Origin of the sequence: Paenibacillus woosongensis (assembly GCF_009725165.1) — a bacterium.
GTDB lineage: Bacteria > Bacillota > Bacilli > Paenibacillales > Paenibacillaceae > Fontibacillus > Fontibacillus woosongensis.
The window spans coordinates 406,173-426,199 of the sequence record NZ_WNZW01000001.1; the positions used below are offsets into that span (position 1 = coordinate 406,173).

Consider the following 20,027-nt stretch of genomic DNA (forward strand, 5'->3'; position numbering starts at 1 on the left):
TTTGTTCTCTCTATATCGTCTTTTCCAACATCTAAATTTACTACAGTTTTCCCATTTTGTATAGGAAGTTTGTCATATCGTCAAGATCTGAAGCATTTTATACTACTCCTTACCCACTGTTGCAGCGTCTGCTACGGCGCTCTTTTCTGCGTCTTTTTCGCTTTCAGCTGCAGATTCGGGGGCGGTGTCGCCTGTGTTTGGCAGGTCATCCGCTGCAGAATCTTCCATAGGCTTGCCGGATTTGCGCGCCTCGGCAAAACGGCCGATCTTCCGGAATTTACGGTACCGGTCCTCCAGAAGCTCGTCCGCATTCAACACAGACAATTCCTCAAGCTGGCGCACGAGAGCATTCTTGATCGATTCCGCCGTAGACTCGTAATCCCGATGGGCTCCCCCGCGGGGCTCCGGCACGATTTCTTCAATGACCTCCATCGACAGCAGGTCCTGTGCCGTAATTTTCATCGCTTCTGCGGCCTGATCCGCTTTGGAGGCGTCTTTCCACAAGATGGAGGCTGCTCCGTTCGGAGAAATAACGGAGTAGATCGCGTTCTCCAGCATGACGACCCGGTTTCCAACGCCCAACGCCAGAGCGCCTCCGCTGCCGCCTTCGCCAATGACTACGCATACAACGGGCACGCGCAGCATCGCCATATCGCGAAGATTGCGGGCAATCGCTTCGGATTGGCCACGCTCCTCAGCAGTAATGCCAGGGTAAGCTCCCTTCGTATCGATGAACGTAATGATCGGGCGTTTGAACTTGTCCGCCTGCTGCATTAATCGCAGCGCCTTGCGGAACCCTTCCGGATGCGGACTCCCGAAGAAACGGGCTATGTTATCCTTCGTGTCCTTGCCCCGCTGCTGCCCGATGACCGTTACCGGCATACCGTTCAATTTGGCCAGTCCGCCAACAATGGCCAGATCATCGCCAAATACGCGGTCACCATGCAATTCGATGAAATCGGTAAAGATGAGATTTATCAAATCAAGCGACGTAGGGCGCTGATGATGACGCGCCAAATGCATCTTCTGGGAAGGTGAAATATTGCTGTAAATCTCGTCCTCAAGCTGCTTGTAGCGTTCCTCCAGTCTGGCGATTTCTTCTGTGAAATCAATTCCCTTCTCATTTCCAAACTGCTCAAGCTCCTGAATCTTCTCGCGAAGCTTCACCAGGGACGTTTCAAAAGGCAATTCTCCAGCCACTTAAACTCCTCCCTTCACGCCGTGCAGGTCAAGCAGTTTGCATAGCGTCGCTTTGATCTCTTTGCGATGGACGACCATGTCCAGCTGCCCATGCTGCAAATTAAATTCCGCAGTTTGGAAATCGTCCGGCAGCTTCTGGCGAATCGTCTGCTCAATGACGATCCGGCCTGCAAAGCCAAAGACCGCTCCCGGCTCAGCGATAATAATATCTCCAAGCATGGCAAAACTAGCCGATACGCCCCCTGTGGTCGGGTCCGTAATGACCGAAATGTAAAGTCCGCCTTGTTCATTCAGCCGCGCCAGAGCCGCGCTGGTCTTGGCCATTTGCATCAGGCTCAGAATACTCTCCTGCATGCGGGCGCCGCCCGATGTGGAGAAAATAATAAGCGGAAGCCGTTTCTCTATAGCAGCCTCAATCGCCCGGGTAATCTTCTCCCCGACGACGGAGCCCATGCTCCCCGTAAAGAAATCGAAGCTCATGACGGCTACGACCGCAGGCAAGCCTCCGATCGTTCCTTGTCCGGTGACCACCGCCTCGCGGAGGCCCGATTTCAGCGTCTGCTGCTCCAGCTTCGTGGCATAGCCCGGGAACTCCAAAGGATCCACGGAAATCAGGTCAGCATCATATTCAACGAAGCTGCCCTCATCCAGTGTAATGCGAATCCGGTCAAGCGCATTCAGCCGCATGTGGTAACCGCATGAAGGACACACCTTCAAGTTCTTTTCCAGCTCTTTGCTGTACTGAATACTCCCGCACTTGCCGCATTTATTCATCAGGCCTTCCGGAATTTCGCGCTTGGGCCTTTCCTCCGGCTGTACACTGTCTTCATTCCCTAAACTTCCTGAAGGAATGGTCGCGTATTTTCTTTTTTTATGGAACAAATCTTTAAACACAACTACACCTCTTCAGCCGTTAATTTATTAGGCCGCACCTACAGTCAAGGATACATCGCTTTACTGATTTGCCCTCACCTTGTACTCAAGGATGCAAAATGGAATTCAGCACTTCTTGAACCTCTTCGAGCTCACCCGAAGGAACCAAAATTTCAAACTGCTGTTTCGATAAATTGACAGGACGTGTTTGGACGAGAAAGCCTTCTTCCGTAAGCCTCGATTTAATCATATCCGCAATTTTGGCGGTAGGCGCAATATACATTACAGTCCACATGTCCTTACCAAAGCCCCCTAACCTTTCGTTTTGAGCCCGTATAATAGAGTAATGATAACATAATTTTCAAAAATCCCGCAACAAAGGGGCAAAAGCTAATTTACAATGAACAAGTGGACTATGCTAAAAGGAGCTTCAAGGCGCGGAATAATCATTCGCCGAATCGCTCTTATGGGCGATCCGCGCCGACGCCGCAGCCGCCAGCCCTGCAACCAAGTCATCAAGAAAAACGTGAATCCTTTCCCCTTTTTTGTTATTCAGCTGGCCTATAATTTTGGGCTTAACCTTGTCCAGGTAGCCAAAGCTCGTCAGCCCGATCATGCCGAACACGCTGGTAATGCCCAGCGCCATCGTCTCATCGACGCCATAGAGCGGCTCATCGGCCTCCATGATCGCCTGCAGCGGCTCCGGCAAAAGCTTTTTCTCCGCCAGTTCATCCAGCGCAATCCCTGTATATAAGGTATATTGAACTTCCCGTTTCTGCAAGACGGCCTTCACGCTGTCCAGGCATTTATCCATCGTCAGATCGGCATGATAAACCGCCTGCAGCGAATATACGATTTCAGCAATATCCTCCAAAGCAACCCCTCTGCGGTGCAGCTGGGCCTTGGCAATTTCATACGACATCCGTCATTCCTCCCGCATTTCCCAATGTTCGCGTACTTATGTCTCCGTCTGTCTTTCGCCATCTTCCCAACAACTTTCGAACCTCCCGCCGGCTCCGCATCTATCATTGCTAGAAGATGACCTGAGATTGATAAATAGCGGATGGAGTTCAGCCAAAGATGATAGGGGACAACACAGATGCTGTGTTCATAAGTGTATGCAGGGACTGCTCAGAATGTTCGTAAAAACTGTCGTAAAAATATGTTAATAGAGCGCAGGCAGGAGAATTGCAGCCCGCCATGCACCGCCGTAATTTAATGTCTGGCTGAGTTAAAGCGGGTCATCCGTAAATAAAAATTAAAAAGAGCCTTATCCTGAAATACAGAATAAGGCTCTTCCAACATAATGCTCTTCCAACTTTAATTCAAAACGATTCTCCCCACTTCCCTGTCCACTGCGGCCTATAAGGCTCCAGAAGGTGCTTCTGGCAGCTTCAGTCAGGACTCGGGCATAAAACTACTCCTTATGAAGAGGCTGGACGTTTGAAGCGTCTGTGCGGTTCTGACAGGCACTGGCTAACAGACGGTTGCAGGTCAAGCATCCTATCAGAAGATAATAGATTCCGATCGACGGAAGGCCCCGTACGGCAAGCGCTGCTACTTGATTCTGACCGTTCCGGGGCCGAGCATGTGCTCCATCTCCTGAAACAGCTCAGGCGATGGCTTGATGCTGTAGCGCTCGCTCAGCGCAAGCAGCTTCCCGGTGCTCTCATAATAGAGCACCGTGGCCACGGGCCCTGAATGAAGCTGAAGCAGCGCCTTCAGCTTCTCCAGCAGGCGGGCGTTCTCCGCCGCCGCCGAAATCTTGATGAAGACGCGCTGCCCCGGCGTCTTCGCATCGCGGGCGCCTCCGGCCGCAGCCCCCGGGGCCTCGCTGCGCTGCGCTGCAGCCGTGCGGGACGACGCCGCCAATGCGGCGTCAGACCCGCGCCGGGCTGCAGGCTGCGGCTGCGCGTTGGCCCCGCCCGCGCCGCGGGGTGCCCCCCCGCGGCTGCGCCGAAGCTGCGCCAGGCTCGCGGCGCTAAGCGGCGCGAGCTCGTCGGCTAGCAGCTTGAAGCCTTCGTCCTGCTGCTGGACGGTGGCACGCAGCGCCAGCAGGGCGCCTTTGGCGACCAATTCCCCGCTGCGCCGCCACACCTCGGGAAAGAGCACGACCTCGCAGCGCTCGACCTGATCCTCCAGCTCCATGAAGGCCATCGCCTTGCCCTGCTTGGTCGTGATCGCCTTCACTGATACGACCATGCCGGCGACAATTATCCTGCTGCCGTCAGGACTCTCCGCAAGATCCATCAGCCGGTCGATTCCTTCGCCGTCAAGCAGCTCGTCATAATCGTCAAGCGGATGGCCGGACAAATACAAGCCTAACAGCTCCCGCTCCAGGTCCAGCTGCTGTCCCGCGCTAAACGGAGGAATGTCGGGGTATTCAATGTTCCAATTTGGCGTCTCCACAAAATCAAACAGCTGAATTTGTAAATCCTCCCGCTCCTTCCGCCATTTCAGCGCCGCTTCCACCGTCTCGTCCAGCATGGCGAGCAGTTGGGCCCGGTGACCCGGCAGCGAATCGAAAGCGCCGCCCTGGATCAAGGACTCAATCACGCGCTTGTTGCAGGTGCGAAGATCGACCCGCCGGCAAAAATCGAGCAGGCTGTCGAAAGGCCGCACCTGGCGCTCCCGCAAAATACTCTCCATCGCCTGAGTCCCGACATTTTTGATCGCCGCCAGGCCAAAGCGGATCACTCCCTGCACACCTTCTTCGGCAGCAGGAGCGGACGTTTCTGCAGCCCCAGATTCCTCCAGATCATAAGCAGCGGCCGTTTCCGCGGCCTTCAAAGGCTTGTCTGCCGGCGCACCCGCCAGAGCCGTTTGCCGCCGTACGGCCTCCCCGTCAGCGGCTGCGGCGGCTAACCGCGGCGTAAATAAAATACCGCTCTCATTTACGTCTGGAGGAAGCACCGTGATTCCCATCCGGCGGCATTCGATAATGTACTCGGCCACCTTGCGGTGGCTGCCCATGACTGCTGTCAGCATCGATGCCATGAAATAAACCGGATAATGCGCCTTCAAATATGCCGTCTGGAAGGCCAGAACCCCGTAGGCTGCAGCATGCGCGCGAGGAAATCCATAGTCAGCGAAACGTACGATCATGTCGTAGACCGCATTCGCATCCTCTGCCTGGTATCCCTGGGACAGGCTTCCCGACACAAAATGGCCCCGCTCTTCATCCAGCACCTCGCGTTTCTTCTTCGAGACGGCCCGGCGCAGCAAATCAGCTTCGCCGAGTGAAAAACCGGCCATCTTCGAAGCGATCTGCATAATTTGCTCCTGATAAACGATAATGCCATACGTGTCCTTCAAAATCGGGACCAGGTCGGAATGCGGATATTCCACGGCGGTCTGCCCGTGCTTGCCTGCGATAAATTTCGGAATGAACTCCATCGGACCCGGCCGATACAAGGCGAGAACAGAAATGATATCCTCGAATGTGGAGGGCTTCAAATCCTTGAGCACCCGCCTCATCCCCGCAGACTCCAGCTGGAACACGCCCGTCGTCTCTCCCCGGCCGAGCATTTCATACGTCTGCGGGTCGTCATCGGAAACCCGGCGAAAATCGGGCACCTCTCCTTCCTGCTCGCGGATCCAGTTCATACAGCGCTCGATAATCGACAGCGTCCGTAATCCCAGGAAATCCATCTTGAGCAGCCCGATCGCTTCCAGATGCTCCATGGAGTACTGGGTAAGCGGCGTTCCTTCGCCTCCAGCCTGCAGCGGCACCGTATCCGTCAGCGGATCCCGAGAGATGACGACGCCGGCAGCATGAGTGGAAGCGTGGCGCGGCATTCCCTCCACCTTCCGAGCCATGTCCAGCAGGCCCTGAATGCGCTGCTGCGACTCATAGAGTCCCTTCAGCTCAGAGCTCTCCCGGATCGCACGCTCGATCGTCATGCCAAGGCTGCCGGGAATCAGCTTCGCAACTTTATCTACTTCGCCGAATGGGATGTTCAGCGCGCGGCCGACGTCCCGCACCGCAGCCCGCGCGGCCATCGTGCCGAACGTAATAATCTGCGCCACATGCTCGGCGCCGTATTTGTCTGCCACATAAGCGATAACTTCGTCCCTCCGCTCATCGCTGAAATCGATATCGATATCCGGCATCGTCACCCTTTCAGGATTAAGAAACCGCTCGAACAGAAGATTGTATTTGATTGGATCGACATCGGTAATTTTCAGTACGTATGCCACAAGACTGCCCGCCGAGGACCCGCGCCCTGGACCGGTGGCGATGCCCTGCCTGTGGGCATAGGCGATAAAGTCCCAGACGATCAGGAAGTAGTCCGAGAAGCCCATGCTGCCGATAACGCTTAATTCATAATGCAGCCGCTGATGAAGCTGTTCTCTCGTATGCTCCTGCCGCCACATGTCAAGATGGCCGTATCTCTCCTCAAGCCCTTGCCCGCATAGGGAGGCCAAATAAGCTTCAGAGGTCATCCCGTCCGGTATCGGCTGGTAGGCCGGCAGAATATGCCGCCCGAACTGGAGCTCCAGATTGCACTTGTCGGCAATGGCTTTCGTATTGGCGACCGCCTCGGCGACATACGGGAACAGCGCCGCCATCTCGGCGCCGCTTTTGAGATACAGCTGATCTGTCGGGATTTGCAGCCGCTCTTCATCCTGTATCGTCTTGCCCGTACCGATGCAGATCAGCACATCCTGTACCTCGGCATCCTCCTGATTCAAGTAGTGCACATCGTTGGTTGCCACCAATTGCACATTCAGCTCCTCGGCGAGCTTAATCAGCTCAGGGAGCACTTTCTTCTGCTCCGGAATCCCGTGATCCTGAAGCTCGATATAGAAATCCTCGCCAAATACCGCCTGATAGCGCTGTGCGGCCTTTCGCGCCTCATTGTACCTGCCGTGCAGCAGATGGTGCGGCACCTCCCCGCCAAGACAGGCGCTTAGGCAGACAAGTCCCTCGCTGTGCCGCTCCAGCGCCTCCCAATCGATCCGCGGCTTGTAATGAAAGCCCTCCAGATGACCAATTGAGGACAATTTCATCAGATTCCGGTAGCCCGTCTCATTTTTGGCCAGCAGAATTAAATGGTGGATCGGCTGTTCCTTCCGCGTGCCCCGTTCCTTGCGCGATCCGGCCGTAAAATACACCTCGCAGCCTATGATTGGCTTAATGCCGTTTGCCTTGCAATATTTATAAAAAGGAACCGCCCCGTACATGACTCCGTGATCGGTCAGCGCCAGCGCCTTCATCCCGAAGCTTGCCGCTTTCGCTACCAAATCCTGAAGTCTGGCGGCGCCATCCAGCAGACTGTACTCGCTATGCACGTGCAAATGAACAAATTCGTTCATGCGTCTCCTTCCTTTCCAAGTCAATCCCTATGATTAACAAATCAAGTTAAACATCCTGATTCAGATCAAGTTTAAACAACCTCTCAAAATATTTTATCATATCGGGCTGAAAAGCGCCCATACAATGGTAAAGAGGACAAGCGAAGCAAGGCCGTGTGGCCCTTCGGAATGAGTTCGCCGATAGAAAGGAGAGTTTGAAGCATGAGCACGTTTCTGACCAAAGCGGTAATGGACTTCTTTATCGCCTTCGGTATCGTGCTGGGAGGGGCGTTGGTTGGGGGGATTGGTGCCGTCATATCCCTGCAGCCGCCAACCCAGACGATGCTGGATGTGGCGGATCGGATCAAAATCTGGGCACTGGCTGCCGCGGTAGGAGGGACGATCGATCCGATGCGTGTCATCGAAAGCAATTTCTTTGACGGGAACTTATCGCCGGCGATCAAGCAAATACTATACCTGTTATTTGCATTCCTTGGCGCGCATATGGGATCGGAGCTTGTCCGGTGGGTATGCGGAGGCAGTCGGGGATGAGTCCGTTTCGTCGGCCGACGATGGAGGATTTCCGAAGGTTTATGCAATTGACGGCGGTTTTCATCCTAGGCATGGTTACGGGAAGCGTCGTGTATAATGTCATTTACCAGACGAGCTACAACACGCTCTGGATCCAGAACAAAGACCTGCAAATCCAGCTGTACCAAGCGGAAGAAGATAACAAGACGCTGAAAAAATACAACAAGCGGGCGACGGTCATTAAAGAAGTCAAAATCCGTGTCGAAGATCGCGACCCTCCGCTTGATTCGCTTGCTGTCAAGGAGGTCGTACAGCAGCTGCATGAAGAGCTTGACGTCCTGCGCGGCCGAAGCATTTTCGAAATCGACTCGGACGGTAAGATGGCGCGGACCCTGCTTGACCGCAAAATATACGCTGTTCGCGACAAAGAGTACAGCATTCAGATCAAAACGATGCTTGTCAGCGAAGGTGTGCTGCAGGTGTGGATAGACATGCGGCCGTATATCAGGGGCTGACTTTTTGTCCGTATGCGATTACAATAATATTGCGTAGTTTGCGCAATCATTTCAAAGCCACTTGCAAATAAAAAGGAGCTGTTTCCGTTCCATGATCGAAAGTATTCAATACGTGCTGTATGCCGGACTATTGATTTCATGCGTGTTCTCCGTCTTCTTCAGCATCAAGTCCCGACGTTCCATAGATGGCAAGATTCGCGGCCTGTCAGCCGCTAAAATGAATATCAGCATGGGCTTCATGCTTATCATTCTTGCGTTGATCCAAATGTTTATTTTCAGCGGTTCATCTATCCGCGTCGTGATCGGAGCCATTTTCATGGTATTGGGCGCTTTTAATATATTCGCCGGCATCCGCAATCACGGGCTCTGGTCGCGTTATAACGCTGAATCCAACCAATCCTAACAGACCTATGCTTTTTCCGTACCAAAAAAAAGGACAATCCTGCGCTTAACCAAGCATGTCAGGCATTGTCCTTTGCCGTTATCCAGAAACTCTTCAGTTTTCAAGCAGGCTGTCGTTAAATTCGCCGCCGGACCATATGCAAATCAGGCATGGTCGATCGACTGCAAAGCCATGACTGCCTTGGAGACCAGCAAGTCCTGGTGGGTGATAACGATTTCCAGCTTGCAGGCCCGGCGGCTTGTCTCCAGAACGACCGGCGTAATGACGACCGCATTCTCAATCTGCACAGGCCGGACAAAATAGGTCGTCAGATGATCCACGACATAATCCCCGCCGCCCGCATCCTTGGCGGCAATCAGGCCGGCCTGAGTCATGATCGAGGTCAGCACGCCATGGGAGATCGTCCCGATATCCGTCGACATTTGCGGTGTGATGATGCCGTGAAAGAACAGCCGCCCCTCCTCGTCCCGCTCCTCGACGAAGCCATTCCACATCAAATGCTCAAACGTCTCGCCGAGCTGCGGCTCATTGCGGGCATCCCGCATCGCCTGCAGCACCTCCTTGCGGGTAACGGAGGACACGAGCTTCCGGTTGCGGTCGATGACGGGCAGGAAATCGATCCCCTCCCATACCATGATCTGCGCCGCCGAAGCCAGCGAGGTTTGCAGCCCCACTGTAATCGGATGGCGGACCATGCATTTCTCGATATAGTGGTCTCCGCCCCCAATGTCCTCGACATTTTTGCGGCTGACGATGCCGATGACCCGGTTCCACTCATCGACGACCGGAAAATGCTGCATGCCCGTTTCGAGGGACAGCTGGTCAAAATCCGAAATATTGCTGTTCACCTTCAGCATATTAGGCCTTGGCTTAGCTGCAACGATGTCCTCGACCAGCATAATCTTCTTCTTGATCAGCCGGTCGAACAACGCCCGGTTGATCATTGAAGCGACGGTAAACGTATCATGCCTTGATGAAATGATCGGCAGGCTCAGCCTGTCAGCGAGCGCCTTCACTTCACGGCTCGTCCCGAATCCCCCGGTAATGAGCACGCCTGAGCCCTGCTCCAGCGCCAAGGAATGCGCATCTTCCCGGTTCCCGACGATCAGGAGGCTCCCGGCGTCGATGTACCGGGCCATGGCGTCGATCTTCATCGCGCCGATCACGTATTTGTGCAGCGTCTTATCCAGGCCTTCCCCGCCCCCTAGCACATGCCCTTCGACGATGTCTACGACATCCCCGAAGGTCAGCTGATCGGAAATGTTGCGCGGCTTCTTCTCGACCCGAACCGTGCCAATCCGCTCTTTCGTAATGACGATGCCGAGATTCTCCGCTTCCTTAACCGCGCGGTATGCCGTTCCCTCGCTGACGCCCATGCTTCGCGCCAACTTGCGGACTGAAATTTTCGTACCGATCTTCAGCCCTTCGATATACTGTAGCAGTTGTTCGTGCTTTGTAATGCTCTCTTCATGCCCTTGCAACTGTTACACCTCCCGTTCAAATCTGTACCAATCTGTATCTATTATACACAATTGTACCACAAAAAAACCACACCCCGCTGCCGGCATTTGCGGCAATGAAGTGCGGTTCTTACGTCATTTTCAAACTTGCTGCTTGCTGCTCTATCCCTGCTTGCTCTCCGCCGGCCATTCCTTTTTCTGCAGCTTGTTTTGCCATTCGCGCAGTTTGGCGCGGCGAACGGCTTCGAGGGACCGCTGCTTCTCCTCGTTCACGCCCAGCAGAAAATGCAGGTGCGCGCCAACAACCATAAAGGCAAAGGCCGCCCAAGCGATGCCAAAAATCGATATCCAGCCTGCGCCTGGACCAAATGAGATCAGCGGAAGAGCATATACAAGCATCCCTAGGGCTAAAATCAAATAGATGGCGTGCTTCCATTTGGTCCGCTTTTTTTCCTTCTTGATTAGTTGCAGTGTTCTCATTGTTTTCATCATCCGCAGCTCCTTCATCCGAATCTATAAACAAATCTATATTTCTAGTCTATGAAGGAGATGCGGCTAATATGAGACTTGGCCAAAAAATAGTATTGCGTTGCCAGATTAAGAAAGCTCCGAACCGTACAGGTGCTGCAGACTGTCCGTAATGATTTTGTTTACATCCTGAATGATGACGCTAAGACGGCGCTCGGCATCGAACAGGCGGCGAATGTTCAAATTCAAGCTCAACACCTCGAACAGTTTTTCCATTTGCTCCATTTCCTCGGGAGATGGCATATCCCCGCTCATCATCCGCTGTTGTACTTCATTTTGCTTCTGGCGAAAATCATCCAGCATCCGTTTGCTTTCCGGGTCAGCGTCCACCAGCTTCATCGCCGAAGTGATATCGGACACCTCCTGGCTTTCTTTAAGCGCCTTTGCCAGATCATGTGCTTTGTCATAAATGTTCATTGTTATATCCTCCTAAAATGTAATAAATCATTAACGCCCAACCCACAGCAGCAACAAGGACTGGATCAGCCCAATCATGCCGCCTAGCAGTACACCGAGCCAGGTAATGGCTCTAAATTCCTTGCCGGAGACGCTGAGTATTACCTCCTCCAGCCGTTCAACAGGAAACTTCTGAACCTGTTCCTTCACGAGCTGCGGCAGCCGGACCGCCTTCATCGCTGGCGGTATGACGCGAGCGATCAGGCGCAGCATGCGGTTCGCAAGGCTGGGTACCGCGGCTGCAGCTTGACCGTACCACGGCTCAAGCAGTGAAGCTAGCTTTACGCCCTCAGCCTTGGCCATCCATGCCTCCAGCGGAAGCTCGTCCAGCTTCTCCCCGATCCAGGCTTCTGGCTCGCTCCCCGCCAAAGAGCGCAGCACCTCGCCGACCGGCTTCTCGCCGTAAATTTCCATGCGCGCTCGGATCGCGGAAGCGACCTTTGCGCGGGCTTCTTCGCCCTGCAAAGCGCGGACAAGGGTAGGCGTAAGCTTCTGGACCAGCTTCTCCTCATCCAAAAAGATCGCGGCCATCGTACCGAGAAATCCGCCTGCATTGTCCGCAAGTCCGGCGGCCATTTTGGCGAGCAGCCGCTGCCCTTGCGAGGAGAGCAGCTCCTCCGCTACGGCATCTAGAATCACATCGGCTGCCGCTTCGCTCCACACTTGACGATTATCCTCTGACCAGCCTGGGACCAAGCTTTTTAGCGGCTTCTGTTCCCAGCCGTATTTATGCCATGCATGCCGGAAACCGTACTGAAGAATTGCCGTGAGGGCTGAGGCTGATCTGCCTTTAACGGCTTCCCACTCCTCTTCCGACCAGATTCGCAAGGCTGCTTCCTTTACCGTCAGACTGCTGCTAACCCAGCGGTTTAATAATTGGCCCATTTTCTCCTCTGCCTGAAGACGAAACTCCGGCCGCATTACCATATCCTGCAGCCCTTCCGCCGTAACGAGATAATCGGAGACCACATTGCCTAAAGACTCTGCAATGTCTTCCCTTCGCTTTGGAATTAGCCCCGGTGTAAACGGGACGCGCCATTTGCCGATCATAACCGGGCTTCTCGGATGAAAAAGCATTTTTATTGCAAAATGATTCGTGACTCCGCCAACAAACGCAGCTATGGCGACGCTAACTACAATGTATAACCAGTCTGCCAACCTTCAAATCCTCCCTGTATGTCCCTTAAAAATATGTCCGATATGCATCTTGAACTGTGCAAAGTTATTTCAAGGATAGGTTAATCACCAAGGATTCTATGTCCTCATATGATGCATTACATGTATTTACGAAGACGCATCCAAGACATCAAGCCTAAGCTTGGAAGGAGATCCGCTTCATGCACTCCAAAAAAATTAAGGTACAGATCATGAAACCGGGTTTGCTGGAGGATGACTGTCTCGTGCTCGGAGAGCTGCTGATTAAGCAGCTGAAAATTCCGACCAATCAGCCGCTTCAGCTATCCTTCGGTTCATTCCGGCACAATGTCAAAGTCATTCCCTTATCCCGGTTAGACGGGATCCGGATCAGCCAAGGACTTGCCAAAAGCATGGCTCTTCCAGCGAGGTCGACGCTTCGGATCTTTTATCGCCCCCAATCCTCCACCATTCAGCTTGGTCCGATTATCGGTGTCCTAATCAGCCAGGATTACCCTAATGTAACGGAAAGGCCTTTTGGCCCCATCACCCAATTCTGCCGGGAACTCGCTAATGCTTGTCAACGACAAGGTGTCTTTGTTTATTTCTTTACCCCGTCCCATATCGGAAGCAGCAGCTCGAAGGTGACGGGATGGCTTTATGCAGATGGCTGGAAGAAAACCGAGCTTCCGGCCGCAAACGTGTTCTATAATCGCCTGACATCGCGCAAATTGGAGAATAAACCTAGCGTACAGCATTTCATGAAAGAAGTAAAATCCCTCTACGGCAGCCATTACTTCAATGAAAAGTTCCTGGATAAAACCGAAGTTTTCGACGCGCTTGGCAAGGCTCCTTCGGTGGCGGGATATATGCCAGAATCGCACTTGTTCCGCAATTACGCCATGCTGAAGTCAATGTGCAGCAGGCACCCTACCGTGTTCCTCAAGCCAATCAAAGGAAGCCTCGGCAAAGGGATTATCCGCATATCCCGGCTGGACGGCGGCGGATATCAGACGCTGACCGCTCAAGTTGGCGGCACCCAGAAGCACAATTACGCCAGTCTTTCCAAATTGTTCACTGCCCTTTCCGGGAAAATGAAATCGACGCGGTACCAGATCCAGCAAGGACTCCACCTGATACTTATGGACCGGCGGCCAGTAGATTTCAGAGCATTGGTACAGAAGAACAGGTTCGGCAAATGGAGCGTTACTTCCGTTGTCGCCCGGATTGCAAATGATCAGCATTTCGTATCCAATCTGGCACGAGGCGGCTCGCTCTGCACGCTGAGGAATGCGATATCGCGCAGCTCACTTCCGCCGGCAGCCAAGAAGAAGTTAAATGTCAGGCTCAAGAAGGCGGCTCTCGATATCGCGCTTGGCATTGACCAACAAATTCCGGCTCATTTCGGGGAACTCGGCATTGATCTAGCAGTCGACCAGCATGGCCGTATTTGGCTGCTTGAAGTGAATTCCAAACCTTCAAAGAACGATAATACGCCGCTTGGCGGGAGCAAAATACGCCCTTCCGTCAAGCAAGTAATCGAATATTCGCGCTTTTTGTCCGGCTTCTAAGCAAGGAGGAATCCGATGAATCCCTCTTCACAAGGCATTGTAGGCATCATGGTAAGCGAATGCGCAGGCCCCCTTCCTTTTGCGGAAGCGGCATTTTGCCGTCAATTATGTCATATCGGCCGCCGGCAGAAAATGACGATATATGTTTTTTGTCCGGGGTGGGTTACCCCAGGCAGCAGGAGCATCCCTGGATATACGTTTGAGAACGGCAAATGGATACGAAAGCCGTTTCCGGCCCCGGAAATCATTTACGATCGCTGCATTTCCCACGACAAAAGACAGCAGCGGCGCAAGCAGCGATGTTTGGCGTCCCTTTCCGAGCTGCAGCCCTTTCTTTATCTAGCACGGGCTCTTACCGGCAAATGGTCCGTCTATCAGGCACTCAAAAAAAATCGCTTCATAGCCCCCTACCTTCCCGATACGCTTCGATACGAAAGCCCTGAACAATTGAACCAGTGGCTGCTCGCACAGGAAGGGGGAGCCTTCCTGAAGCCGCAAAACGGTACGCACGGAAAGCGGACGTTGCATGTCCAAAATATCAAAGGGAGTTTAGGTGACGGGCTAATGATTACAGGCAGAAGCGGCAGCAATCAATTGTTCCGCAAAAAATTCCGCTCCAAGGAAGATGGACTGGATTGGATACACCGGTTCATCGCGAACAGGGCATACCTGATGCAACCTTACTTGCGGCTGAACAATAGCAAAGATGAACCTTTCGATGTCAGAGTACTAATGCAAAAAAACGAAAATGGCATGTGGAGCATGACAGGTATGGCAGTACGAGCCGGACGCAAGCACTCCCTCACCTCTAATCTGCATGGCGGCGGAACTGCGCATAAAGCCGTTCCTTATCTGACCAAAGAGTTCGGCGAACACCGCGGCATTCAGACCGTAAGAATTATTCAGCGTCTCGCAGAAGCCATTCCTGAACATTTGGAATCCCATTTCGGCCGGCTCGCAGAGCTCGGAATCGACTTTGGCGTAGAACCGGGCGGGCATGTATGGATTCTCGAGGTCAATTCCAAGCCGGGCAGATCATCCTTCTTCCGTATCGGCGATATGCAAGGCGCCCGAAAATCCGTGGAAAACCCGATACAGTATGCACGTTACTTGTTGCTTCGCAAAACTCTAGCTTAGCCTGATGCAGTATTATGCTTTGAGTCTGGCATTGGAAGCTGTTTTGCTTCGCAAAACGATTAGGAGGATAAATTCATGAGTTTGACTTACTGCAATGTCCATTTCACGCAGCAGCCCCAAAGGGTCGTCTACGTGTCGGGATCATTAATGAAGAACCTGAAATTATCAGGCAAGAAGTCCGTTCATCTCAGACTGGGCCAAGACCGCATTCCTGCAACAGTCAAACCGATTAACAAACCAGGCAACCATATCTACCTTGCATCGAGCGTTCGTAAAGGAATCAAAGTTCCGAAATCAGGAGCCATATACCTTCGCAGTAATCAAGAGGGCGAGGTACATCTGGGCCCGCTAATCGGCGTGTTATCAGACGGCCCCGCAGGCTCCACCCAAAATCGGTTCGGTTCCAGAACAACCTTCATCAAGCAGCTTCTGAAGCTGGGAAGCAAACAGTCCTATATATTTGCCTTTACCCCGCGCGATATCAACTGGGAACAGGAAACCGTCAACGGCTATTTTCTGAACGAATCCGGGCATTTCTACCGCAAAATAGTTCCGCTGCCAGATGTCGTCTATAACCGCCTGCCCAGCCGCCGGGCGGAGACGACCTCATCCATCGGTCTGCTTCGGGAGCGGTTCATTCGCAAGAAAATTCCGTTCTTCAACTGGAGCTTCTTTAACAAATCGGATATATATAAGCTGCTGGAACGAGATCCCACAGTCAACCGTTACGTGCCGGAATCGGTTATGAACCCTACACCCGAGCAAATTAAAGATTTGCTCGACCGCCACTCGCTCATTTATTACAAACCGAATAACGGAAGCCTGGGAAATGGCATTTACAGACTTTCTCACGTTCCAAAAAACGGTTATTATGCCCGTTACCGTCTGCGGGGGAAAAATGCGCTGCTGCGCTTTAGCTCCTTCGGCAGCCTGATGCGCACCCTCCAAGCAAGGCATGGCCGTTCGCTCCGCAGCTACGTAGCACAGCAGGGTATCCGCCTTATCGAAATTGACGGCTGCCCCATCGACTTCCGGTTTCATATGCATAAGAACGGCAGGAACAACTGGGTTGTTGTCGGCATCGGAGCCAAGAAAGCAGGAAAAGGCAGCGTAACAACCCATCTTAAGAACGGAGGTTCGCTGTTGACTCCCGAACAGGCGCTTGGCCGCGCCTTCGGCTCAAGAGCCGATGAGGTGCTGCGTCATGCCAAGAATGTCGCCATTACGCTGGCCCAAGCCATAGAGTATCACCACCAGCATTTGATTGGTGAGATCGGCTTCGATATTGGAATAGACAAGGACGAAAAAATATGGATGTTCGAGGCCAATGCCAAGCCGGGAAGATCTATATTCCAGCATCCGTCTCTAAGAGCCGAGGGTAAAGCATCCGTTGAACATATTTTGGAGCACTGCCTCTATCTTAGTAAATTCCGTAGGAGGGAAGGCTGATGATCCAGCACATCGCTGAAAAAAAACCCGTGGTTGCCGTTCTAACCGTAGAAGACCCGGAATCCCTGTTCCGCGGTAATAAAGCCAACTTCAGAGATATTATCAATACCGGCAAGGATCTAGACTTTCCCGTCTACGTCGTGACTGCAAAGGATTTGAAGCTGTCAGCCAAACGGATCCGGGGGTACCACTACAACTCCGAGAGTAAAACCTGGTCGAAGCAATGGTTTCCTCTTCCCGATGTCGTGTATAATCGGATTCCGCACCGGGAAGACGAGCAAAAACGTAATGTCCGCAAAAAAATCGATGAATGCATCCAGCATCGAACGATTCATATCTACAACCCCTATTTTTTCAATAAACGCAAGCTGTTCGAATGGCTGAAGAGGAACCGTTCTACTAAAGCGTTTGTTCCAAATACCAGGAGGCTTCTTGGTCCCAGAACGCTTGAGGCCATGCTCCTAATCTACGGGCGCCTCTATTTAAAGCCGGAATCCGGCAAGGCCGGCAAAGGAATCATGCTCCTGCAATATGAGGAGGAGCATGAAAAACCTTTTCGTTTAACGATCCAGGGCCAAAGATACAGAAATATCGTTTACCGGACCGACAAGCTAGACCTGCTCTGGAAACGAATAAAAAAAGAAATGAGAAAGGCTCCCTATATCATGCAGGAAGCCATCAAACTCACCACGTACCGGGACCGCAATTTTGACCTGCGCATACTCGTGCAAAAAACGGGTAAAGGGGCATGGATGGTCACTGGCGTTGGCGCGCGGCTCGCTGGCATTAAGAGAATTACCACCCATGTGCCTCAAGGCGGCAGCATCGAATCGCCCGAAAAGCTGTTAACTCCTACTTTCGGCAGCGAGATGACCAACGCAATCATTAATCGCCTTAGATCCAACGCCGTGCTCATCGCCAAGCAAATTGAAAAAGCATGCGGGCATATGCTTGGTGAAATGTCCATGGATCTCGGCATTGATACAGGAGGAAACATGTGGTTCTTTGAGGCGAACAGCAAACCGATGAAATTCGATGAACCGCAAATCCGCAAAAAATCGCTCGAACGAATTTTTCAATACAGTCAGCATTTGGCCAGTCAACCCAAGAACCCATCCGCTTAAGCCGGAATATTGTGAACCGACTACCGTATAAAGAAGGTGAACGTATTGTCGCAACCTGTTCTTGGCATATTGACGCTGTATATGAATGATAAGAAGCAGCTGGAGGAACGTCATATCTATCAGAAGATGATCGTCGAAGGCCAAAAGATGGGTCTGGATGTCTTCGTATTCACTCCGATGGATGTCCATCATGAGAAGAAACTAGTTCATTCCCTGCAATTTGATCCAAAATCAAAGAAATGGTCACGCAAGTGGCGCAGCTTCCCGAATCTCATCTTCGACAGGGGACGCATTCAGAAAAACAAGCGATTCGAGCAGCTGGTCAAATTTCGCAATCGCTATAACAACAGCTTCACATTCCTGAACCGGCCGATTCGCGATAAATGGGCGATTTATCAACTTCTATCCAGCAAGCCAAGATTCAGGCCCCATTTACCGGAAACGGCCATATTTCAGAATATGAGCGATGTATATCGATTCATGCGGAATTATTCGTGCGTTTATATTAAGCCCATGCAGGGAACCGGCGGGAGGGGAATCTTGCGGGTCGACCGATTGGGGAAGGAGCTTTACCTGATTCAGGGCAGAGCGTTGACCAGGAAAATTATCCCGGCACAAAAGATGCATAAGGCGAGGCTGGCTCCATATTTAATCCGCTGGAAAGCGAAAAAAAACTATCTCATTCAGCAGGGAATTGAAATAAAGCTGCCAAACGGCCGGGTACATGATTTCCGCATGCTCGTTCAGAAGAACGGCGCCGGAAAATGGGCGGTGACCGGATGTGCCGGAAGGGTCGGCCCTCCGAGAAGCGTGACCTCCAATCTGCACGGCGGCGGGCATGCCGTGCCTATGAACACGCTGCTGAAGCATGCCTCCCATAGCGAGGAGAAGCGCGTGGAAATACGCCGTACAGCCGAGAAGCTGAGCATTGATGTCGCAGCAACGCTGGAGGCGAATTATGGCGCGCTCTGCGAGCTGGCTCTTGATCTTGCGATCGATCCCAGCGGAAAAGTCTATTTGCTGGAGGTCAATCCCAAGCCCGCACGAGAGGTGTTCAATCAGTCCGGCGATCCCGAGGCATACCGGGCAGCCATTGCAAGACCGCTTGAGTACGCCATGTGGCTGCACAAACAAAAAGCCGCTTCTTCCTAACCGGAAGAGCGGCTTGCTTCTAGGATTGGGCGGATCACTTCGCTTCGTGCGCTTCCTCGGCTTGATCGTATAGGGCGATCAGTTCGGAGAAGGAGGAGATCAGCCGATCGGCGCCGATTAATTCCTGTCCTTGGCCAAAGCCCGCATAAGCACAGCCAATGACGGTCTGGCCGTTCTCCTTGCCCGCCTCCACATCAGAGGATCGGTCCCCGATCATCCAGGCGCTGCTTACGCCATGATTATCGAGCAGAAGCCTGACCAAATCGACTTTGGTCGCCGTCTGATGCTCGCCTGCGCTGTAGATTCCCTCGAACAGCGAGAAGATGCCATGTGCATCCGCTACCTCTTTTACATAATGCTCCAGCCCGTTGCTGGCTACGAAGAGCCTGATTCCGCGCTCGTGAAGCTGCTTCAGCGTTTCGGCCACCTGCGGATACAGCTCTGTAACATATTCCTTCAGTCCGATTAGCTCCAGCTCCAGCAGCAATTCGTCCGCACGCCGGTGCACGATTTCATCATGGTCTGGCAGCACCCTTTTCCAAATGTCATCCAGCAGCATGCCTAATCCGCCAAGTATTCTTTCCTCGGGGGGCGTCTCCCCTTCATACAAGTTCTCTGCGCGAAGCTGATCAAACAAGCGATGATATACAGGGATCAGAAGCGTTTCCGTTTTGAACAGCGTACCATCCATATCAAAGATCATGGCTTCGGGTTTCGTAAGTCGAGTGGTTTCCATGTCAGCGTTCCTTCCTGTCATTGTGTTAGCCCCATGATATTCGAAAGAGCAAACCTTGTAAACCCCGTTTATCTATAAGTTTCCTGCTTAGAAAAAACGTACAGCGGATATCCTATCTCTGGGGAAAAATAATACTCAAGGAGGAAATACTTGTGAAAAAATTGTCTGCAGCCCTACTATCGGCGTGTTTGCTATTCTCTTTAGCTTCAGCTGTAAGTGCAGCTCCGGCTAATCAGCAGGGGCAGAAAGGAATGCACACGAAGTCGACGCAGAAGACTCATAAAACTCACAAAATGAAAGCGAAGTCAACTCAACACAAAGGCATTAAAGCGAAAAGCATCAAAACCAAGAGCATTAAAACAAAGGCTACCAAAATGCCGAAGACTGGTTTTGGCGGAGCTAGCGAGCAAACAGAATAAGAAGGAGGATGAAAGAGGGCTTACTCCCTCTTTCTCTCTTA

The 20,027-nt window shown here is 52.5% G+C and carries 19 protein-coding genes; 9 read left to right on the forward strand and 10 right to left on the reverse strand.

Features of this window, described 5'->3' with window-relative positions; genetic code table 11:
* Positions 1 to 102: 102 nt before the first annotated feature.
* From GNP95_RS02005 to GNP95_RS02025, 5 genes are all read right to left on the reverse strand, one after another.
* The gene (locus GNP95_RS02005; protein ID WP_330163225.1) at positions 103 to 1,200 is read right to left on the reverse strand and encodes an acetyl-CoA carboxylase carboxyltransferase subunit alpha; all 1,098 of its coding nucleotides are present in this window, start codon (positions 1,198 to 1,200) and stop codon (positions 103 to 105) included.
* Positions 1,201 to 2,094, reverse strand: a complete 894-nt coding sequence (gene accD / locus GNP95_RS02010) for an acetyl-CoA carboxylase, carboxyltransferase subunit beta (RefSeq protein ID WP_213588970.1) — start codon at positions 2,092 to 2,094, stop codon at positions 1,201 to 1,203.
* 85 nt (positions 2,095 to 2,179) lie between these two features.
* Complete coding sequence (locus GNP95_RS02015) at positions 2,180 to 2,368, reverse strand: glutamate decarboxylase (RefSeq protein ID WP_110933485.1); 189 nt, start codon at positions 2,366 to 2,368, stop codon at positions 2,180 to 2,182.
* A gap of 135 nt (positions 2,369 to 2,503) precedes the next feature.
* Positions 2,504 to 2,995, reverse strand: a complete 492-nt coding sequence (locus GNP95_RS02020; RefSeq protein ID WP_155609235.1) for a phosphatidylglycerophosphatase A family protein — start codon at positions 2,993 to 2,995, stop codon at positions 2,504 to 2,506.
* 635 nt (positions 2,996 to 3,630) lie between these two features.
* Entirely contained in the window at positions 3,631 to 7,392 is a 3,762-nt protein-coding gene (locus GNP95_RS02025; RefSeq protein ID WP_155609236.1) for a DNA polymerase III subunit alpha, read from the reverse strand.
* Positions 7,393 to 7,593: 201 nt separating this feature from the next.
* Here GNP95_RS02025 and GNP95_RS02030 point away from each other — a divergent pair, with 201 nt between their 5' ends.
* The 3 genes from GNP95_RS02030 to GNP95_RS02040 all read left to right on the forward strand — a co-directional run bounded on the left by GNP95_RS02030 (position 7,594) and on the right by GNP95_RS02040 (position 8,820).
* Positions 7,594 to 7,923, forward strand: coding sequence for a YtrH family sporulation protein (locus GNP95_RS02030; RefSeq protein WP_155609237.1), 330 nt, complete (start codon positions 7,594 to 7,596; stop codon positions 7,921 to 7,923).
* Complete coding sequence (locus GNP95_RS02035) at positions 7,920 to 8,417, forward strand: hypothetical protein (protein WP_155609238.1); 498 nt, start codon at positions 7,920 to 7,922, stop codon at positions 8,415 to 8,417. Before GNP95_RS02030 ends, GNP95_RS02035 begins: the two co-directional genes overlap by 4 nt.
* Positions 8,418 to 8,508: 91 nt before the next feature.
* Entirely contained in the window at positions 8,509 to 8,820 is a 312-nt protein-coding gene (locus GNP95_RS02040; protein WP_155609239.1) for a YtpI family protein, read from the forward strand.
* A gap of 143 nt (positions 8,821 to 8,963) precedes the next feature.
* Here GNP95_RS02040 and GNP95_RS02045 read toward each other — a convergent pair whose 3' ends face one another.
* From GNP95_RS02045 to GNP95_RS02060, 4 genes are all read right to left on the reverse strand, one after another.
* Positions 8,964 to 10,301: a DRTGG domain-containing protein gene (locus GNP95_RS02045; protein ID WP_155609240.1), complete on the reverse strand. Its 1,338-nt coding sequence runs from the start codon at positions 10,299 to 10,301 to the stop codon at positions 8,964 to 8,966.
* Positions 10,302 to 10,442: 141 nt separating this feature from the next.
* Positions 10,443 to 10,772, reverse strand: coding sequence for a hypothetical protein (locus tag GNP95_RS02050; RefSeq protein ID WP_230873631.1), 330 nt, complete (start codon positions 10,770 to 10,772; stop codon positions 10,443 to 10,445).
* A gap of 105 nt (positions 10,773 to 10,877) precedes the next feature.
* Positions 10,878 to 11,225, reverse strand: coding sequence for a YlbF/YmcA family competence regulator (locus GNP95_RS02055; protein ID WP_155609242.1), 348 nt, complete (start codon positions 11,223 to 11,225; stop codon positions 10,878 to 10,880).
* A gap of 30 nt (positions 11,226 to 11,255) precedes the next feature.
* Complete coding sequence (locus GNP95_RS02060; protein WP_155609243.1) at positions 11,256 to 12,422, reverse strand: DUF445 domain-containing protein; 1,167 nt, start codon at positions 12,420 to 12,422, stop codon at positions 11,256 to 11,258.
* A gap of 179 nt (positions 12,423 to 12,601) precedes the next feature.
* Here GNP95_RS02060 and GNP95_RS02065 point away from each other — a divergent pair, with 179 nt between their 5' ends.
* From GNP95_RS02065 to GNP95_RS02085, 5 genes are all read left to right on the forward strand, one after another.
* Positions 12,602 to 13,969: a YheC/YheD family endospore coat-associated protein gene (locus GNP95_RS02065; RefSeq protein WP_155609244.1), complete on the forward strand. Its 1,368-nt coding sequence runs from the start codon at positions 12,602 to 12,604 to the stop codon at positions 13,967 to 13,969.
* A 15-nt stretch (positions 13,970 to 13,984) separates the two neighbouring features.
* Positions 13,985 to 15,106 (forward strand): YheC/YheD family endospore coat-associated protein, encoded by a 1,122-nt coding sequence (locus GNP95_RS02070; protein WP_155609245.1) that lies wholly within the window; start codon positions 13,985 to 13,987, stop codon positions 15,104 to 15,106.
* 75 nt (positions 15,107 to 15,181) lie between these two features.
* Positions 15,182 to 16,555, forward strand: coding sequence for a YheC/YheD family endospore coat-associated protein (locus GNP95_RS02075; RefSeq protein WP_155609246.1), 1,374 nt, complete (start codon positions 15,182 to 15,184; stop codon positions 16,553 to 16,555).
* A complete protein-coding gene (locus GNP95_RS02080; protein ID WP_155609247.1) occupies positions 16,555 to 17,679 on the forward strand; it encodes a YheC/YheD family endospore coat-associated protein in 1,125 nt (374 codons plus the stop codon). The genes GNP95_RS02075 and GNP95_RS02080 overlap by 1 nt, the downstream gene beginning before the upstream one ends.
* 36 nt (positions 17,680 to 17,715) lie before the next feature.
* Complete coding sequence (locus tag GNP95_RS02085) at positions 17,716 to 18,831, forward strand: YheC/YheD family endospore coat-associated protein (RefSeq protein ID WP_330163226.1); 1,116 nt, start codon at positions 17,716 to 17,718, stop codon at positions 18,829 to 18,831.
* A gap of 34 nt (positions 18,832 to 18,865) precedes the next feature.
* Here GNP95_RS02085 and GNP95_RS02090 read toward each other — a convergent pair whose 3' ends face one another.
* Positions 18,866 to 19,567: an HAD family hydrolase gene (locus GNP95_RS02090; RefSeq protein WP_155609249.1), complete on the reverse strand. Its 702-nt coding sequence runs from the start codon at positions 19,565 to 19,567 to the stop codon at positions 18,866 to 18,868.
* Positions 19,568 to 19,719: 152 nt separating this feature from the next.
* On the opposite strand from GNP95_RS02090, the gene GNP95_RS02095 reads away from it, so the two are divergent.
* On the forward strand, positions 19,720 to 19,986 hold the full coding sequence (locus tag GNP95_RS02095) for a hypothetical protein (protein ID WP_330163227.1): 267 nt from the start codon (positions 19,720 to 19,722) through the stop codon (positions 19,984 to 19,986).
* Positions 19,987 to 20,027 lie beyond the last annotated feature (41 nt).

Coding starts and splice junctions, on each gene's coding strand:
- GNP95_RS02070 (WP_155609245.1), top strand. CDS start 13,985: ATGAATCCCTCTTCACAAGGCATTGTAGGCATCATGGTAAGCGAATGC.
- GNP95_RS02065 (WP_155609244.1), top strand. CDS start 12,602: ATGCACTCCAAAAAAATTAAGGTACAGATCATGAAACCGGGTTTGCTG.
- GNP95_RS02055 (WP_155609242.1), bottom strand. CDS start 11,225: ATGAACATTTATGACAAAGCACATGATCTGGCAAAGGCGCTTAAAGAA.
- GNP95_RS02040 (WP_155609239.1), top strand. CDS start 8,509: ATGATCGAAAGTATTCAATACGTGCTGTATGCCGGACTATTGATTTCA.
- GNP95_RS02050 (WP_230873631.1), bottom strand. CDS start 10,772: ATGATGAAAACAATGAGAACACTGCAACTAATCAAGAAGGAAAAAAAG.
- GNP95_RS02025 (WP_155609236.1), bottom strand. CDS start 7,392: ATGAACGAATTTGTTCATTTGCACGTGCATAGCGAGTACAGTCTGCTG.
- GNP95_RS02035 (WP_155609238.1), top strand. CDS start 7,920: ATGAGTCCGTTTCGTCGGCCGACGATGGAGGATTTCCGAAGGTTTATG.
- GNP95_RS02030 (WP_155609237.1), top strand. CDS start 7,594: ATGAGCACGTTTCTGACCAAAGCGGTAATGGACTTCTTTATCGCCTTC.
- GNP95_RS02020 (WP_155609235.1), bottom strand. CDS start 2,995: ATGTCGTATGAAATTGCCAAGGCCCAGCTGCACCGCAGAGGGGTTGCT.
- GNP95_RS02090 (WP_155609249.1), bottom strand. CDS start 19,567: ATGGAAACCACTCGACTTACGAAACCCGAAGCCATGATCTTTGATATG.
- GNP95_RS02075 (WP_155609246.1), top strand. CDS start 15,182: ATGAGTTTGACTTACTGCAATGTCCATTTCACGCAGCAGCCCCAAAGG.
- GNP95_RS02080 (WP_155609247.1), top strand. CDS start 16,555: ATGATCCAGCACATCGCTGAAAAAAAACCCGTGGTTGCCGTTCTAACC.
- GNP95_RS02015 (WP_110933485.1), bottom strand. CDS start 2,368: ATGTGGACTGTAATGTATATTGCGCCTACCGCCAAAATTGCGGATATG.